Raw genomic sequence first — 17,282 nt, 5'->3', positions numbered from 1 at the left:
CCATTGCGCGCGCGAAGGCGCGCGGGCGGGGCGCCCTCCCGCCCGCGCGCCACCGCGCGCGAAGGCCCTACGGCTGCCGGTCCCCGGACCGGGCGAGCGCGCGGGCCACGCCCGCGATCCCCAGGCCGATGGCGAGCACCGGCAGGATCCACACGGCGTCGAATCCCCAATCGCCCGTGCCGCTGACCACGAACACGACACCGAGGAGCACGAAGAGCAGTCCCGCGATCAGGGAGCCCCAGTCGGTTTTACGACGAGACACGCCGCACCTCCATATCGCCGCCGTAGGACGCCAAACTGACGATAAGAGTGGGCGGATTCTCGGACAATTCACTCTTTTCCCCAGCGGGTTCCCTTTCCGCGCCGGCGTCGGACCCGACCGGCTCCAGCGTCTCCCGCACGTCCAGCCGCGTGCCGGCCCGTGCTGTGTCGGCCACCCGGATCTCACCGAACGCCGCCGTCCCGTGGAAGACGACCCGCGCCGTGTCGGGCACCAGCACCTCGGTCCAACCGAAACGCACGTCGGCGTTGACGTTGACCCGCTGCCCCGGCTCCAGCGGCAGCCGGGTGAGGTCGAGTGCGGCCGCGCCGCCGGTGAGCTCGTAGCGCTGCTCGGCCTCGACGACGGTGGCCGGGCGCCACGTCGTGTCACCGAAGCGCAGGGCCGTCAGGTCGACGGTGGCGGCGGCCACCAGCAGCAGCGTCGCGAGTGTGCCGACGGCGATCAGCCCGCGCGGGTCGCCGATCCACGCGCCCGCGACCAGGGCCAGTCCGATGATCACGACGACGCTCCCCAGGTAGACGGGGCCGATCTCCGGTCCCACCAGGGTCGACAGCGAAAAGCCGCCGGTGAGGCCGAAGGCGATGCCGGTGGCGGCGAGAAGCATCCAGAACACGTGGACGATCAGCAGTCGGCCGTGCCTCCTGCGGCACGGCCCGCTGGACTTCGGCGTCTCCGGCCCGGCCGCGCGCGAGAGATCCACGGCGCCGCGCGCGGTCGGCTCCCCGTCGCCCCCGTCCCCGTTCCCGTCGTCGCCGTCCTCGCCTCCGGCCCGACCCCGCGCCCGCCCCGCGACCACGGCGAGGTCGATCGGCCCGCTCGGCGCGGCGGCCCATGGCTGCGCCGGGTTGTAGTACGCCGGGGCCGGTTCGGGGGCCGGCGCCGTCGGCGCGGGCTCCTTGGACTTCAGCCAACCGGGGAGGTCGCGCGCCGTCTGCTGCAGGTCCACCCCGCGGTTGTGGGCGGTGAGCGCGCCGAGGATCAGCGGGGTCGCCAGCACCAGCGTCCCCCAACTGAACCCGCCGACCAGGCTCAGCGCGGTCGCCGCGGCCAGCCCCACGGCCAGCAGCGTCAGCACGGCCCTGGCCGCCAGCCGGCGGTTCAGCAACTGCTCGATCATCGCCGGGCCGCCCCGGGAGTCGCGCATCATCATCCACGCGGCGATGTAGAGCCAGAGCCCGGTGCCGCCGGCGAGCGCGGTCATCGCGAACGTCGCGCGCCACACGACCGGGTCGATGCGCGTGTGGTCGCCGAGACCGGCGCACACCCCCGTGACCACGCCGGCCGCGTCGTTCTTGCGCAGCTCCCGCTCTTCCCGTTCCTCATGCTCCTCGGCGGCGCCCGCGGGCGGGGACGCCGAGGACGGCTCAGGCGCGGGCTCCCCCCGCTCCGGATCACCGTGAACCGGTTCGCGCTCCTCGCTCATGGCCGCTCACCGCGACTTCCCTTCGTGCTCACACCGTCCATCGTCGCTCCTCGCGCGTGCCGTTTCCCATCCGGGAGCACCCTGAGCACACCCTGACCCCGTTTTCGGGGAAGACGGGGACGCCCCCTGATGCGGCGGCGCGCGCGAGCGCGGCATGCTGGATGTGTGAGCGGAGGAAGGCGAGGGCGTTTTCGTGGCGGAGACGGCGACTGAGGCGCCGCGGCTGTACCGCGGGCGCGGCGACAGGCTGCTCGCCGGGGTCGGCTCCGGCCTGGCGCGGCACCTGGGCATCGACCCGGTGGTCACCCGCCTGGCGCTGCTCGCCCTGGCCATCGGCGGCATCGGCATCGCCGTCTACCTGGTGCTGGCCTTCTTCGTCCCGGTCCGTCCCGAGACCGAGGACGACGGTGTCGGCGACGGCGGCGACGCGCGCAGGAAGGGCCGCGACATCAGCCAACTGCTCGCCTACCTGGCGCTCGCCGCCGGCCTGGGCGTGCTGTTCCTGCTCTTCGGCGGCGTCTTCGACCCGCTGCTGTGGTTCCTCGTCTTCGGCACGCTCGGCGCGGCCATCCTGTGGCAGCAGGCCAACCCCGCCCAGCGCGACCAGTGGGTGAGCAGCACCGCCTTCCGCAGCCGCAAGAGCTGGGTCCGCACGGGTGCGGGCGTGCTGCTCGTCGTCACCGGCGTCCTGGGCTTCCTCGCGTTCCAGCAGCAGATGCACGAGGCCCGCGCCGGCCTCACCTTCGCCCTGACGATGCTCGCGGGCATCGCGCTGATCGCCGCACCGTGGATCATCGGCCTGGTCCGCGAGCGCGACCGGGAACGCAGGGAGCGCATCCGCAACCAGGAGCGCGCCGAACTCGCCGCGCACATCCACGACTCCGTGCTGCACACCCTCACCCTGATCCAGCGGCGCGCCGAGGACTCGCGCGAGGTGCAGCGGCTCGCCCGCGTGCAGGAACGGGCGCTGCGCAGTTGGCTCTACAAGCGGCCCGCCGACGCCGAGACCACCGTGACCCCGGCGCTGGAGCGGGTCGCGGCGGAGGTCGAGGAGGCCCATGGCGTGCCGATCGAGGTCGTGTGCGTCGGCGACTGCCCGATCGACGACGGGATCCGCGCCGCGCTCCAGGCCGCCCGCGAGGCCATGGTCAACGCCTCCAAGTACGCGGACGTGGACAGCGTCTCGGTGTTCGGCGAGGTCGAGCCGGAGGAGGTGCTCGTCTTCATCCGCGACCGGGGCGCGGGCTTCGACCTCGATTCGGTGCCGGCCGACCGCATGGGCGTGCGCGGCTCCATCATCGGCCGGATGCAGCGCCACGGCGGCGGCGCCCGCATCCGCACCGCGCCGGGAGAAGGAACCGAGGTGCAGTTGCGCATGCCCCGCAGCACGGCGGTGTGAAATGTGGCCGGGGTCGGGCAGCCGCACCACAGTCCGCCGCTCCGTGGGTAAGGTCCAAGGCGTGGCAGACGACAGTACATCTGACAGTGACGCTGTGAACGTGCGCGAAGGCGGCGCCGCGGTCGGGTTCGGCGACGGCGGCGTGCCCCGCGTCGTGATCGTGGACGACCACCGGCTGTTCCGCAGCGGCGTGCGCGGCGAACTCGGCGACGCGGTCGAGGTCGTCGGCGAGGCCGGTGACGTCGACAGCGCGGTGCACGTGATCGGCGAGCAGCAGCCCGACCTCGTCCTGCTCGACGTCCACCTGCCCGGTGGCGGCGGCGTCGAGGTGCTGCGGCGGGTGCTCGCCAGGCACTCGGAGATCCGGTTCCTCGCGCTGTCGGTGTCCGACGCCGCAGAGGACGTGATCGGCGTGGTCCGCGGCGGTGCGCGCGGCTACGTCACCAAGACCATCTCGGGCAAGGAGCTCGCCGACGCCATCGTCCGGGTCGCCGACGGCGACGCCGTGTTCTCCCCGCGCCTGGCCGGATTCGTCCTGGACGCGTTCGCCGCCACCGACGCCCCGCCGATGGATCCCGAGCTCGACCGCCTCACCCAGCGCGAACGCGAGGTCCTGCGCCTGATCGCCCGCGGCTACGCCTACAAGGAAGTGGCCAAGGAGCTCTTCATCTCGGTGAAGACGGTGGAGACCCACGTCTCGTCGGTGCTGCGCAAGCTCCAGCTCTCCAACCGCCACGAACTGAGCCGCTGGGCGACGGCGCGCAAGCTGGTGTAGTAGAGCACGACACTCGCCCGAGGGGGTTTTGAAGGCCCGCCCTGGAGGGGGTTCGTGCGGGTGCGGTTCTCTCGTGCGGCCGCAGGCCCGTTGAGGCGAACGCCGCACCCGTGCGCGAAGCGGAGCTGTTGCCTTGGGTGCGGGCCGACACCGGGGTTTCGGCCTGGAGTGCAGGACGTCCGATGTGTTTCGCGCGGAGCCGGGCGCCCCGGGGACACGGGCCTTCGGCCACACGGCGGGCCGCCCGTTCTCCGCGAGCCCTTATGGCTGAGATTCAAGACCCCCGGTGGTTGAGGGGAGCGGGCGCGGTCTCCCAACCACCGAGAGGCTTCGAAACCCTCTGATCAGCGCCTTAACGCAGCGCGTTGAGCATGCGCTTGAGGAACTCCTCGGAGTTCACCTGCGTCACCAGCGCGGCCTTGGGGCGGTCGTCGCTCAGGTCGGGGTTGGGACGCAGGTCGGCGACCGTGAGGCCGCGGGTGTGCTCGCCCTTCAGCTCCACCCGGACCGGGACCTCGACCGACTCGGTGACCAGCGCAGGGTCGGTGAGGATCGCCGCGGCCAGCGGGTCGTGCATCGCGCACGCGCGCTCGCCGAACACGTCGGTGTACCAGCCGACGTAGAAGTCCAGGAACCTCGACGACGAACGCGCGCGGTCGCTCTCCACCGCCGCCAGCTCGTCCAGCCACGGGCCCCGCGCCAGCGTCCGCATCGTGACGTCCAGCGCCACGAGCGTCAGGTCGAACCCGGCGGCCAGCACCACTTCCGCGGCCTCGGGGTCGTTGTTGACGTTGGCCTCGGCCCACGGGGTCACGTTGCCCGCCACCTGGACCGCGCCGCCCATGACCACGACCCTGCGCACCAGCTTCGGCAACTCCGGCTCCAGGCCCAGCGCCAGCGCCAGATTGGTCAGCGGGCCGACGGCCAGCACGTCGATCTCGCCGGGCGCCGAGCGGGCCAGCCGGACCAGCAGCTCGGCCGCCGACTCCTCCACGGCGGCGCCCCCCGGCTCCGGCGTCTTGACGTCGCCCAGCCCGTTGCGGCCGTGCACGCCCTCCGCCAGGTGCGGGGGCTGCACCAGCGGCCGGTTCGCGCCGCCGGCCACCGGGACACCGGGCTCGCCGTACAGCTCCAGCAGCCGCAGCGCGTTGTCCGTGGTGACGTCGACGGAGTTGTTCCCGTACACCGTGCCCACGCCGACGAGCTCGACGTCGGGCTGCGCCACCAGGTAGGCCAGCGCCAGCGCGTCGTCGATCCCCGGATCGCAGTCAACGAAGACCCGCACGTTTCCCCCATATGCCTGTTTCGTGTGAACGTTCCCAGCCTAGGACCTGCGCTCTCGTCCACCGCCCGCGGGCACCTCCGCGTTCCCCGTAGTCTGGTGGGGTGTTCTCCCAAGAGCTGCTCCTCGAAGGTCTGAACGTCCCCCAGCGCACCGCCGTGACGCACTCCGGCTCTCCGCTGCTGATCGTCGCCGGTGCCGGTTCGGGGAAGACCCGGGTGCTGACCCACCGGATCGCCTACCTGCTGGCCGAGGGCGGCGTGCGGCCCGGCGAGGTGCTCGCGATCACCTTCACCAACAAGGCCGCGGCCGAGATGAAGGAGCGCATCGAGAGCCTCCTCGGCGCGCGCGTCGCCAACAGCATGTGGGTGATGACCTTCCACTCCGCCTGCGTGCGCATCCTGCGCCGCGAGGCGAGCCGGCTGGGCTACCCGAGCAGCTTCACCATCTACGACTCCGCCGACTCCCAGCGGCTGATGCAGCTGGTCTGCCGGGAGCTGGACCTCGACCCCAAGCGCTTCCCGCCCAAGTCCTTCTCCGCGCAGATCTCCAACCTCAAGAACGAGCTCGTCGACTACGACACCTTCGCCGGCCGGGTCCAGACCGAGCAGGAGAAGAAGCTCGCCGAGGCCTACACGCTCTACCAGCAGCGGCTGCACCAGGCCGGCGCCATGGACTTCGACGACCTGATCATGGTCACGGTCAACCTGCTGCAGATGTTCCCCGATGTCGCCGAGCACTACCGGCGCAGGTTCCGCCACATCCTCGTCGACGAGTACCAGGACACCAACCACGCCCAGTACGAGCTGGTGCGCGAACTCGTCGGAACGGACGGGCCCGAGGCGGCGGTGCCCTCGGCCGAGCTGTGCGTCGTGGGCGACGCCGACCAGTCCATCTACGCCTTCCGCGGTGCGACGATCCGCAACATCATGGAGTTCGAGCGCGACTACCCGCAGGCCCGCACGGTCCTGCTGGAGCAGAACTACCGCTCCACCCAGAACATCCTCACGGCGGCCAACGCGGTGATCGAGCGCAACGCCGACCGCCGGCCGAAGAACCTGTGGTCGGAGCAGGGCGACGGCACGTCGATCGTCGGCTACGTCGCCGACAACGAGCACGACGAGGCGGCGTTCGTCGTCGGCGAGATCGACAAGCTCACCGACGACGGCGCGTGCGCGCCCGGCCAGGTCGCGGTGTTCTACCGGACCAACGCCCAGTCCCGGGTGTTCGAGGACGTGTTCATCCGGACCGGCCTGCCGTACAAGATCGTGGGCGGCGTGCGCTTCTACGAGCGCAAGGAGATCCGCGACGTCCTCGCCTACCTGCGGGTGCTGGCCAACCCCGAGGACACCGTCAGCCTGCGGCGCATCATCAACGTCCCCAAGCGCGGGATCGGCGACCGCGCGGAGGCCACGATCGAGCTGTTCGCCGCGCGGGAGCGGATCTCCTTCTCCCGGGCGCTGCGCCGCGCCGACGAGGCCCCGGGGATCGCCACCCGGTCGCTCAAGGCCGTCAAGGAGTTCACCGCGCTGCTGGAGGAGCTGGAGGAGCTCGTTCCCGACAGCAGCCCGGCCGAGATCGTCGAAGCGGTGTTGCAGCGCACCGGTTACCTCTCCGAGCTCGCCAACTCCAAGGACCTGCAGGACGAGAGCCGGGTGGAGAACCTGGAGGAGTTCGTGGAGGTCGCGCGCGAGTTCGAGAACGGGTTCACCGGGCCGCTGTGGGAGGACGACGACGAGGACGGCGAGGCGCCGGGGGAGTCCGGGGAGTCCGGCGGGGCCGACGCCGAACCGGGGGAGCCCACGCTGGTGGACTTCCTGGAGCAGGTCTCCCTGGTGGCCGACGCCGACCAGATTCCCGACGCCGACGAGCAGGGCGGCGTCGTCACCCTGATGACGCTGCACGCGGCCAAGGGGCTGGAGTTCCCCGTCGTGTTCCTGACCGGCATGGAGGACGGGGTGTTCCCGCACATGCGCACGCTCGGGGACCGGGTGGCGCTGGAGGAGGAGCGCAGGCTCGCCTACGTGGGCATCACGCGCGCGCGGGAGAGGCTGTACCTGAGCCGCTCGGCCGTGCGCAGCGCCTGGGGTACGCCTTCGTACAACCCGCCGTCGCGCTTCCTCGACGAGGTGCCGAAGGAGCTCGTCGACTGGCGCCGGTCGGAGTCCGGCATCGCGAGCGCGCCGGCGCGGCCGAGGATGGGCGCCATGGGCGGTCCGCCGCGCAAACCGGCGCGCGACGCCCCGACGCTGAGCCCCGGCGACAAGGTGACCCACGACTCGTTCGGCATGGGAACAGTGCTGCTGGTCGACGGCGTTGGGGACAGGACGAAGGCGCGGATCGACTTCGGTGCCGACATCGGCGAGAAGGACTTCCTGGTGAAGTTCGCGCCGATCGAGAGGCTGTGACGAGTTCGCCGGTCGGTGAGCACACGCGGTTTGACCTGCGTGGACACGGCCAGATGCGGTGAAGGGGCCCGAGCGTGCGGGCTCCGGGCCCGACCGGTGTTCCCGTCCGGTTCGTCAAGGGCCCGGACCTCCGCTAGAGTCTTCGACGTCGCCGAAAGCGCGGACCACCGGCCAACAGGCCAGGTCGGACGCTACGGCGGCGGCTTCCGGAGAAACCGCACGAAGCACTGCGGAGAGCGGGTACTCTGGTGAGGCCGAGCGAAACGAACGCGGGGATCACCGCGGGCGAGTCGGCCACCCCCACTCTGACGAGCCGGTCCGAGCACTCTCGGCCGCAAGGTAGAGTGGAACCACTCCAGAAAACGCCTCGGGTCTTGACTCGGACGGAATCCGGAGTAAGATTGAAGGGTTGGCCCAAACGGAGAGCCTCTGGTAGGCTCCCGGAGGGAAAACCCCGAAAACTTAAGCGGAAGCGCCGCTGCTGCTGAAGAGCGACTGGTTTGGTCGGCTTGTGTGTGGTGGGCGGTTGTTTTTTGAGAACTCAACAGCGCGATGTTTGTTTTTCTTTATAGCCATGTTTGTTTTGGCCCCGTGCATCGTCCGTTGGATGGTGTGGGGTTCCTTTGATTGGCCGACCCGTGGATGGGTTGGTTGGTCGGGGTTGTTCTCTTCGAGGTTTTCCTCCTGCCCTGGTCGGGGTGGGGGGTGTTTGGCCTTTGATGGAGAGTTTGATCCTGGCTCAGGACGAACGCTGGCGGCGTGCTTAACACATGCAAGTCGAGCGGTAAGGCCCTTCGGGGTACACGAGCGGCGAACGGGTGAGTAACACGTGAGTAACCTGCCCCTGACTTCGGGATAAGCCCGGGAAACCGGGTCTAATACCGGATACGACGCCGGCCTGCATGGGCTCGGTGTGGAAAGTTGTTTCGGTTGGGGATGGGCTCGCGGCCTATCAGCTTGTTGGTGGGGTGATGGCCTACCAAGGCGGTGACGGGTAGCCGGCCTGAGAGGGCGACCGGCCACACTGGGACTGAGACACGGCCCAGACTCCTGCGGGAGGCAGCAGTGGGGAATCTTGCGCAATGGGCGGAAGCCTGACGCAGCGACGCCGCGTGGGGGATGACGGCCTTCGGGTTGTAAACCTCTTTTACCACTCACGCAGGCATCCGGTTTTCCGGGTGTTGACGGTAGGTGGGGAATAAGGACCGGCTAACTACGTGCCAGCAGCCGCGGTAATACGTAGGGTCCGAGCGTTGTCCGGAATTATTGGGCGTAAAGAGCTCGTAGGCGGCTGGTCGCGTCTGCTGTGAAAGCCCGGGGCTTAACTTCGGGTGGGCAGTGGATACGGGCCGGCTTGAGGTAGGTAGGGGAGACTGGAATTCCTGGTGTAGCGGTGAAATGCGCAGATATCAGGAGGAACACCGGTGGCGAAGGCGGGTCTCTGGGCCTTACCTGACGCTGAGGAGCGAAAGCGTGGGGAGCGAACAGGATTAGATACCCTGGTAGTCCACGCCGTAAACGTTGGGCGCTAGGTGTGGGGACTTTCCACGGTCTCCGTGCCGTAGCTAACGCATTAAGCGCCCCGCCTGGGGAGTACGGCCGCAAGGCTAAAACTCAAAGGAATTGACGGGGGCCCGCACAAGCGGCGGAGCATGTTGCTTAATTCGACGCAACGCGAAGAACCTTACCAAGGTTTGACATCGCCCACGTACCCGTAGAGATGCGGGGTCATTTGGTTGGTGGGTGACAGGTGGTGCATGGCTGTCGTCAGCTCGTGTCGTGAGATGTTGGGTTAAGTCCCGCAACGAGCGCAACCCTTGTTCCATGTTGCCAGCACGTGGTGGTGGGGACTCATGGGAGACTGCCGGGGTCAACTCGGAGGAAGGTGGGGATGACGTCAAGTCATCATGCCCCTTATGTCTTGGGCTGCAAACATGCTACAATGGCCGGTACAGAGGGCGTGCGATGCCGTGAGGTGGAGCGAATCTCTTAAAGCCGGTCTCAGTTCGGATTGGGGTCTGCAACTCGACCCCATGAAGGTGGAGTCGCTAGTAATCGCGGATCAGCAACGCCGCGGTGAATACGTTCCCGGGCCTTGTACACACCGCCCGTCACGTCACGAAAGTCGGCAACACCCGAAACGTGTGGCCCAACCCCTTGCGGGAGGGAGTGCGTGAAGGTGGGGCTGGCGATTGGGACGAAGTCGTAACAAGGTAGCCGTACCGGAAGGTGCGGCTGGATCACCTCCTTTCTAAGGAGTCTGTGAGAGTCAGCCGTTTTTCCGACGTGGTTGACGGACTCGAGAGTGGACCCGATGTTCTGGCGTTTCTGCTGGAGGTCGTCGGGGTGGCGTGAAGGAGAACGAGCAGTCCCCTGGTCGTCTGGAAGGGCCGGGGGCGCGCTGTTGGGTGTCTGAGGAAGCAACCGCTGGTTGTTTTCCGCGGGTGCCATCCCATGCGAAGACGCTGGTTGTCCCGGGTTGTTTCGGGTTTGCCGGTTGTTTTAGCCGGGTGTGTGGTGTGTGTTTTGATTTGTGGATAGTGTGCGCGAGCATCTTGTATCTGTGGTGGCCAAGTTAGTGTGGCATACGGTGGATGCCTTGGCACCAGGCGCCGATGAAGGACGTGGGAGGCCGCGATAGTCCACGGGGAGTTGTCAACCGGGCGTTGATCCGTGGGTTTCCGAATGGGGTAACCTAGCCTGTTTCATAGCAGGTTGCCGCTGCCTGAATGTATAGGGTGGTTGGTGGTGACGCGGGGAAGTGAAACATCTCAGTACCCGTAGGAAGAGAAGACAATAGTGATTCCCTGAGTAGTGGTGAGCGAAAGGGGATGGTGGCTAAACCGTGCGCGTGTGAGACCCGGCAGGGGTTGCGTGTGCGGGGTTGTGGGATGCATCTGGCCTAGTCTGCCGGCTGGGCGCGGTGATGGTCGGGTTAGCTGAAGTCGTTGGGAAGCGACGCCGGAGTGGGTGAGAGTCCCGTAGGTGAAGGCCCGGTCTAGCCGTTGGTGTGGTCCCGAGTAGCGCGGAGCTCGAGGAATTCCGTGTGAATCTGGCAGGACCACCTGTCAAGCCTGAATACGTCCTGGTGACCGATAGTGCACGAGTACCGTGAGGGAAAGGTGAAAAGTGCCCCGGTGAGGGGTTGTGAAATAGTACCTGAAACCGTGTGCTGTCAAGCCGTCAGAGCCTTTCGGGGTGATGGCGTGCCTTTTGAAGAATGAGCCTGCGAGTCGTGGTGTGTGGCGAGGTTAACCCGGGTGGGGTAGCCGTAGCGAAAGCGAGTCTGAAGAGGGCGTGTGAGTCGCATGCTGTGGACCCGAAGCGGGGTGATCTACCCATGTCCAGGGTGAAGCGGAGGTAAGACTTCGTGGAGGCCCGAACCCACCAGGGTTGAAAACCTGGGGGATGAGGTGTGGGTAGGGGTGAAAGGCCAATCAAACTCCGTGATAGCTGGTTCTCCCCGAAATGCATTTAGGTGCAGCGTCGTGTGTTGCTTGCCGGAGGTAGAGCGACTGGTTGGCTGATGGGCCCGACAAGGTTACTGAGGTCAGCTAAACTCCGAATGCCGGTGAAGTTAGCGCGGCAGTGAGACTGCGGGGGATAAGCTTCGTAGTCGAGAGGGAAACAGCCCAGATCATCAGCTAAGGCCCCTAAGCGTGTGCTAAGTGGGAAAGGTTGTGGAGTTGCTGAGACAACCAGGAGGTTGGCTTAGAAGCAGCCATCCTTTAAAGAGTGCGTAATAGCTCACTGGTCAAGTGGTTCTGCGCCGATAATGTAGCGGGGCTGAAGTGCACCGCCGAAGCTGTGGATGCACACCGTTGGGTGTGTGTGGTAGGGGAGCGTCGTGCATGAGGTGAAGCCGCGGGGTGACCGTGTGGTGGATTGTGTGCGAGTGAGAATGCAGGCATGAGTAGCGAGACCGGCGTGGGAAACGCCGGCGCCGATTGACTAAGGGTTCCTGGGGCAGGTTAATCCGCCCAGGGTGAGTCGGGGCCTAAGGCGAGGCCGACAGGCGTAGTCGATGGATAACGGGTTGATATTCCCGTACCCGTTCACGTGCGCCCGTACCGGGGCCTCTGAGACTAACCACCACCGAAGCTGCTGGTGGCCTTCGGGCTTCTGGCGGTGGAGGCGTGGGGCCTGAGGGGGTAGTAGGTAAGTGATGGGGTGACGCAGGAGGGTAGCTCTACCGGGCGGTGGTTGTCCCGGGATAAGCGTGTAGCCCGGAGTGCAGGCAAATCCGTGCTCCGTTGTGGGTGAGGCGTGATGTCGAGGCGTTGAGCCGAAGTGAGTGATCCCATGCTGTCGAGAAAAGCCTCTAGCGAGTGCGTGGGCGGCCCGTACCCGAAACCGACGCAGGTGGTCAGGTCGAGTAGACCGAGGCGTTCGGGTGAACCATGGTTAAGGAACTCGGCAAATTGTCCCCGTAACTTTGGGAGAAGGGGAGCCCTGTCCGGTGAGCACACGTGCTGTGTGAGCTGGGTGGGGTCGCAGATAGCAGGGGGAAGCGACTGTTTACTAAAAACACAGGTCCGTGCGAAGTCGTAAGACGCGGTATACGGACTGACGCCTGCCCGGTGCCGGAACGTTAAGAGGACTGGTCAGCCCGTTTCGGCGGGTGACGCTGGGAATCTAAGCGCCGGTAAACGGCGGTGGTAACTATAACCATCCTAAGGTAGCGAAATTCCTTGTCGGGTAAGTTCCGACCTGCACGAATGGCGTAACGACTTCCCCGCTGTCTCAACCATGGGCCCGGTGAAATTGCACTACGAGTAAAGATGCTCGTTTCGCGCAGCAGGACGGAAAGACCCCGGGACCTTCACTATAGCTTGACATTGGTGTTTGGGATGGTTTGTGTAGGATAGGTGGGAGCCGGTGAAGCCGCCACGCTAGTGGGGGTGGAGGCGTTGGTGAAATACCACTCTGACTGTTTCGGGCATCTAACCTGGGACCGTGATCCGGTTCGGGGACAGTGTCTGGTGGGTAGTTTAACTGGGGCGGTTGCCTCCTAAAGGGTAACGGAGGCGCCCAAAGGTTCCCTCAGCCTGGTTGGCAATCAGGTGTTGAGTGTAAGTGCACAAGGGAGCTTGACTGTGAGACGGACGTGTCGAGCAGGTGCGAAAGCAGGGACTAGTGATCCGGCACCGGCGTGTGGAAGCGGTGTCGCTCAACGGCTAAAAGGTACCCCGGGGATAACAGGCTGATCTTCCCCAAGAGTCCATATCGACGGGATGGTTTGGCACCTCGATGTCGGCTCGTCGCATCCTGGGGCTGGAGTTGGTCCCAAGGGTTGGGCTGTTCGCCCATTAAAGCGGCACGCGAGCTGGGTTTAGAACGTCGTGAGACAGTTCGGTCCCTATCCGCTGCGCGCGTTGGAGACTTGAGAAGGGCTGTCCCTAGTACGAGAGGACCGGGACGGACGAACCTCTGGTGTGCCAGTTGTCCCGCCAGGGGCATGGCTGGTTGGCTACGTTCGGGAGGGATAACCGCTGAAAGCATCTAAGCGGGAAACCTGCTTCGAGATGAGGTCTCCTGCCACCGTGAGTGGGTAAGGCCTCCAGTAGACGACTGGGTTGATAGGCCGGGTGTGGAAGCACTGCGAGGTGTGGAGCTGACCGGTACTAATCGGCCGAGGGCTTGTCCACCGCAGATGACTGGATGCTCGCGCATGCTAGACGCACACACGAGACACGCACGTGTTTGATTTCTTCATATGGTTTCGCGCTTTTTTCCGCGTGGTCCTTGGGTTTCCCCGCGCTTTCGGGTGTGGGGGTGAGGGTTGCGGTGGTGATGGCGGGAGGGTCACACCCGGTCCCATTCCGAACCCGGTCGTTAAGCCTCCCAGCGCCGATGGTACTGCCTCCATGGTGTGGGGTGGGAGAGTAGGACGCCGCCGCATTTTCTTGCAGAGGGGGCGGGGTTGGCCAGATATCGTCTGGCCGGCCCCGCCCCCCTCTTTTTTTGTGCCCTTTTCCGGTGGGGTGGGGGTCTTGGCCGCGGGTGGGGTGCGCGGTGGTGGGGTGGTCCTCTTGCACGGTCGAAGGCCCGTAGACGGAAATCGCCCCTCCCGCACGCCCACTCCCTCCTGCGGTGGGCCTTCACGACCCCCCTGGGGTCGAGGCGGAAGGGGCCCACCCGCACGCCCACTCCATCCCGGGGCCGCGGTGAGGAGCGGATCAGCCCGCGAAGGTACCTCCGCGGCCCTCTCCGGCGATGAATTTGGACACGCCGTAACTCCAGGAACGCCGCCACGAGCGCCGCGGCGGTCGGCCCGTCCACGGCGTTGCGCACCTCGGGCCGCGAGAGCACCACCGTGCGGACGGAACCGTCGCGCTCGATCCGAACCGCCGACATCGCGCCTCCCGGAACCCGGCCCCAACACTCCACCGACCTGCCGCCCCACCGACACTACTGAGGTTTGCAGAAGTTGTGCGGGGTGGGATGGCGGGGAGGCTGCGGCGGGAGCGCGGCCCCTTTCCTCGGGCGGGATGCTTTATCGCCGCCGGTGGGCCGCGCCCCGCCGCCGAAGCAGACGGCAAAGGTGTGCGCGAACCCGCGCCACCGCTTCGGCCGGGAGGCGCGGCCCCACGCCGGGCTCACCGGTGAAGGACGCGCCAAGAGGGCCGCACTCTCCCGGCAACCTCCCGCAGAACCGTCCCTGCACCTAAAGGCCCACTCGACTTCTGCAAGCCTCAATAATGCGCCGCGCCACCGATTCGGAAAACGCCCGTTCACGGTGTCCGAGCGCCCATTCGCGGGGCCGGACGGGACGAGGCGCTCGGCGGGGCGTCGGGGAGCCGAGCCGGCCGCCGTCACGACTCGGCGTGTTTGGCGAGGTAGTCGAGGTAGAGGGGACGCAGCGCCTCGTGTAGGCCGCGGTCGCCGCCCTGTTCGGCGAGCAGTTCACTGAACAGGGCGGACGCCCGGGAGACGCCGGCCTCGCTGGCTTCGGGGCGGCCGGCCGCGGCCTCGGCCGCCGGGAGGCTGCTGATGAGCTCCCAGAAGAAGCCGACGTCCCACCGGTGCCGGGCGAGGGCCACCGCGCGCTCGCGCAGCTCCTCCGTTGTCAGTCGGTCCAGCGCATCAAGATCATCGGTCATGTCCTCCCACTACCCAGCACCCGGCGGCCTAGCCGGGAGGTGATCTGGGTTACGCTGCGGTGTGCACAAGGGTTCACACGTCTCATCCGCGCGCTTCCCACAAGGAAAGCGGCGGGTCGGCAATAAGAGGGGCTGACATGGGCGCGTCATCGACGGTACGGGTCGTCGTCGCCAAACCGGGGCTCGACGGTCATGATCGAGGGGTCAAGGTCGTGGCACGGGCATTGCGCGACGCCGGTGTCGAGGTCATCTACACCGGTCTGCGCCAGACCCCGGAGATGATCGTGAACGCAGCCCTGCAGGAGGACGCCGACGCGATCGGCCTGTCGATCCTCTCCGGTGCGCACATGACGCTGTTCTCCCGGGTCGTCGAACTGCTCCAGGAGAACGACGCCACCGACATCCAGGTGTTCGGCGGCGGCATCATCCCCGAGGCCGACATCCCCGAGCTGGAGCGGCTCGGCGTCGCCAAGATCTTCACGCCGGGCGCCACCACCTCGGAGATCACCGACTGGGTGCGCGCCAACATCGGCGGTGTCCGGGCCTGAACCGGCCCGGTTCGGTCCTGCTCACCCCGCCCCGACCCGGCCTCGACGCCGCCGAGCGCGGTCACTCCGCCGGACGGAAGTCGTCGGCGTGGTCGGCCGCCCACTGGGCGAACGTGCGCGCCGGTGTCCCGGTGACCTTCTCCACGGTGGAGGTGACCGGTTCCGATGCCGCGGCCATGTCGGCCTGCGCGTTGAGGATGCCGTCCACGACCTCGCCGGGCCAGCCCTGGGTGAGCATCTGCTCCCGCACCGCTTCCTGCGGGACCTCCTCGAAGCGCACCGGGCGGCCGATCGCCTCGCCGATGGTGTGCGCCTGCTCGGCCGTCGTCAGCGCCCGGGGCCCGGTCAGGGCGTACTTCGCTCCGCCGTGGCCGTTCTCGGTGAGCGCGCGGACCGCCACGGCCGCGATGTCGTGCTCGTGGATCAGCGGCCTGCTCGTCGAACCGAAGGGAGCGCGCACGACGCCCTCGGTACGGATCTGCTCCGTCCATTGCAGGGTGTTGGTCGCGAAGCCACCGGCCCGCAGGAAGGTCCACTCCAGCTCGGACTTCTCGAGCAGGCGTTCCATGTCGGCGTGGAACTGGTTGATCGGATCGCCCTGTTTCTCGGCGCCCTCGCGCACGCCCGTCGACGACAGGTAGACGACGTGGCGGGCGCCGCGCCCCGCGATCACGTCCAGGACTGCGGGCGCGTCCTCGGCCGTGAGGAAGGGCCATACCAGGAACACCGATTCGATCCCGTCCAGCGCCGCCTCCAGGGTGTCCGGGGCGGACAGGTCGCCGCGCACGACCTCGACGCCGTCCGGCAGCCCGGCGGAGGCGGGGTCGCGGGCCAGCGCACGGACGGCGGCGCCCGCGTCCCGCAACCGGGACACGACCTGCCGCCCGACGTTGCCGGTCGCTCCGATCACCAGGATCCTCTTCTGCTCCACCACGGGGGACTCCTCTTCGTCGTGCCATGGCCGGCGCCGCGCACCGGGATACGGGAAGGACCCTAGAACCTCAATCAACGTTGAGGTCAAGCCGTGTGCGGGCCGCCCGGCAGCGCCCCTGGCCGCGGTCGTCGAGCGGAGGATCGTTAGGCTGTGTGAAACGTGACGTCAAATGTCGTTTTCGCGGAGAATCTCCGCATCGTCGGGTCCGTGGCCGAGTAGCCCGGATGGACCCGGAGATCATCGGATTCCTGGTGCTCGCGGCCGCTGCCGCCGGTTGGGTCGACGCCGTTGTGGGCGGAGGCGGGCTGCTGCTCCTGCCCGCGCTCCTGGTGGCGTTCCCCAACGCGCACGTGGCGAGCCTGCTCGGCACCAACAAGCTGGCCGCGGTGTTCGGCACCTGCTCCGCGGCGCTCACCTACGCGCGCGGTGTGAAGCTGCACCGTCGGATCGTGTGGCCCGCCGCCGGGCTCGCCCTCCTCGGGGCGGGGACCGGCGCGGCGCTGGCCGGAGCGATCTCCTCCGACGCGCTGCGGCCGATCGTGATGGCGGTACTGCTGGTGGTCGCCGCCGTGGTGCTGTTCCGGCCCGCGCTGGGGGCCGTGGCCGAGCCCATGCTCCTGACGCCGCGCCGCATCGTCGCCGCCGTGCTGGTCGCCGGTGCCGGCGTCGGCTTCTACGACGGGATCATCGGCCCGGGGACCGGCACCTTTCTGATCATCGCGTTCACCGCGGTGTCGGGCATGGACTTCGTGGCCGCCTCGGCTTCGGCGAAGATCGTCAACACCGCCACCAACATCGGTGCGATCACCGTGTTCGCGATCAACGGCGACGTGCTGTGGCTGCTGGGCCTCGCGCTGGCTGTGTGCAACATCATGGGGGCGCAGATCGGGGCGCGCATGGCGCTGCGGCGCGGCACCGGTTTCGTCCGGGTCGTGCTGCTGGTGGTCGTGGTGGCGCTGACGCTGAAATTGGGTTATGACCAGTTCGGTCAGAGCGTGTTAGGGGTAGTGTGACCCGTCACACGAATTCTCACCGCAGGCCCGGGGAGCGCAGGGCGGAATGCGCTCTTTGTCGGCTCTCGTGACTGGTCAACCCGGCCCCGGTGTCCTCTGTCAAGGCCCGGGAGG

At 67.4% G+C, this 17,282-nt stretch carries 10 protein-coding genes and 3 rRNA genes; 8 read left to right on the top strand and 5 right to left on the bottom strand.

Annotated features, from left to right (window positions below):
* Positions 1 to 67: 67 nt before the first annotated feature.
* Complete coding sequence (locus tag HDA32_RS24215) at positions 68 to 262, bottom strand: hypothetical protein (protein ID WP_179645375.1); 195 nt, start codon at positions 260 to 262, stop codon at positions 68 to 70.
* Positions 249 to 1,706, bottom strand: a complete 1,458-nt coding sequence (locus tag HDA32_RS24210) for a PspC domain-containing protein (protein WP_179645374.1) — start codon at positions 1,704 to 1,706, stop codon at positions 249 to 251. The genes HDA32_RS24215 and HDA32_RS24210 overlap by 14 nt, the downstream gene beginning before the upstream one ends.
* Positions 1,707 to 1,899: 193 nt before the next feature.
* On the opposite strand from HDA32_RS24210, the gene HDA32_RS24205 reads away from it, so the two are divergent.
* Complete coding sequence (locus tag HDA32_RS24205) at positions 1,900 to 3,105, top strand: ATP-binding protein (protein WP_179645373.1); 1,206 nt, start codon at positions 1,900 to 1,902, stop codon at positions 3,103 to 3,105.
* Between the two features lie 43 nt (positions 3,106 to 3,148).
* Complete coding sequence (locus HDA32_RS24200; protein ID WP_312863312.1) at positions 3,149 to 3,880, top strand: response regulator; 732 nt, start codon at positions 3,149 to 3,151, stop codon at positions 3,878 to 3,880.
* 352 nt (positions 3,881 to 4,232) lie between these two features.
* Here HDA32_RS24200 and HDA32_RS24195 read toward each other — a convergent pair whose 3' ends face one another.
* Positions 4,233 to 5,165, bottom strand: a complete 933-nt coding sequence (locus tag HDA32_RS24195) for a nucleoside hydrolase (protein ID WP_179645372.1) — start codon at positions 5,163 to 5,165, stop codon at positions 4,233 to 4,235.
* A gap of 101 nt (positions 5,166 to 5,266) precedes the next feature.
* On the opposite strand from HDA32_RS24195, the gene pcrA reads away from it, so the two are divergent.
* The 4 genes from pcrA to rrf all read left to right on the top strand — a co-directional run bounded on the left by pcrA (position 5,267) and on the right by rrf (position 13,472).
* Entirely contained in the window at positions 5,267 to 7,570 is a 2,304-nt protein-coding gene (gene pcrA, locus HDA32_RS24190) for a DNA helicase PcrA (protein ID WP_179645371.1), read from the top strand.
* A gap of 716 nt (positions 7,571 to 8,286) precedes the next feature.
* Positions 8,287 to 9,821: ribosomal RNA gene (locus HDA32_RS24185) — 16S ribosomal RNA — on the top strand.
* A 316-nt stretch (positions 9,822 to 10,137) separates the two neighbouring features.
* Positions 10,138 to 13,219: ribosomal RNA gene (locus tag HDA32_RS24180) — 23S ribosomal RNA — on the top strand.
* A 134-nt stretch (positions 13,220 to 13,353) separates the two neighbouring features.
* A 5S ribosomal RNA gene (gene rrf / locus HDA32_RS24175) occupies positions 13,354 to 13,472 on the top strand.
* Together the 16S, 23S and 5S rRNA genes form the textbook arrangement of a ribosomal RNA operon.
* Before the next feature lie 913 nt (positions 13,473 to 14,385).
* Here rrf and HDA32_RS24170 read toward each other — a convergent pair.
* Positions 14,386 to 14,673 carry a hypothetical protein gene (locus tag HDA32_RS24170; RefSeq protein ID WP_179645370.1) on the bottom strand — a complete coding sequence of 96 codons (288 nt, stop codon included), beginning with the start codon at positions 14,671 to 14,673 and terminating at the stop codon, positions 14,386 to 14,388.
* Between the two features lie 137 nt (positions 14,674 to 14,810).
* Here HDA32_RS24170 and icmB point away from each other — a divergent pair, with 137 nt between their 5' ends.
* Positions 14,811 to 15,221 carry a coenzyme B12-dependent isobutyryl CoA mutase small subunit gene (gene icmB, locus HDA32_RS24165; RefSeq protein ID WP_179645369.1) on the top strand — a complete coding sequence of 137 codons (411 nt, stop codon included), beginning with the start codon at positions 14,811 to 14,813 and terminating at the stop codon, positions 15,219 to 15,221.
* A 61-nt stretch (positions 15,222 to 15,282) separates the two neighbouring features.
* On the opposite strand, the gene HDA32_RS24160 is transcribed toward icmB, so the two are convergent.
* The gene (locus HDA32_RS24160) at positions 15,283 to 16,155 is read right to left on the bottom strand and encodes an NmrA family NAD(P)-binding protein (protein WP_312863311.1); all 873 of its coding nucleotides are present in this window, start codon (positions 16,153 to 16,155) and stop codon (positions 15,283 to 15,285) included.
* 224 nt (positions 16,156 to 16,379) lie between these two features.
* Between HDA32_RS24160 and HDA32_RS24155 the strand changes: the two genes are divergently transcribed.
* Complete coding sequence (locus HDA32_RS24155) at positions 16,380 to 17,168, top strand: TSUP family transporter (protein WP_179645368.1); 789 nt, start codon at positions 16,380 to 16,382, stop codon at positions 17,166 to 17,168.
* Positions 17,169 to 17,282 lie beyond the last annotated feature (114 nt).

Origin of the sequence: Spinactinospora alkalitolerans (assembly GCF_013408795.1) — a bacterium.
Lineage (GTDB): Bacteria > Actinomycetota > Actinomycetes > Streptosporangiales > Streptosporangiaceae > Spinactinospora > Spinactinospora alkalitolerans.
This window is presented reverse-complemented; position numbering and strand designations above follow the sequence as displayed.

Excerpts from the sequence above, each read along its gene's own strand:
- HDA32_RS24210 (WP_179645374.1), bottom strand. The coding sequence starts at position 1,706 with ATGAGCGAGGAGCGCGAACCGGTTCACGGTGATCCGGAGCGGGGGGAG.
- HDA32_RS24170 (WP_179645370.1), bottom strand. The coding sequence starts at position 14,673 with ATGACCGATGATCTTGATGCGCTGGACCGACTGACAACGGAGGAGCTG.
- icmB (WP_179645369.1), top strand. The coding sequence starts at position 14,811 with ATGGGCGCGTCATCGACGGTACGGGTCGTCGTCGCCAAACCGGGGCTC.
- HDA32_RS24155 (WP_179645368.1), top strand. The coding sequence starts at position 16,380 with ATGGACCCGGAGATCATCGGATTCCTGGTGCTCGCGGCCGCTGCCGCC.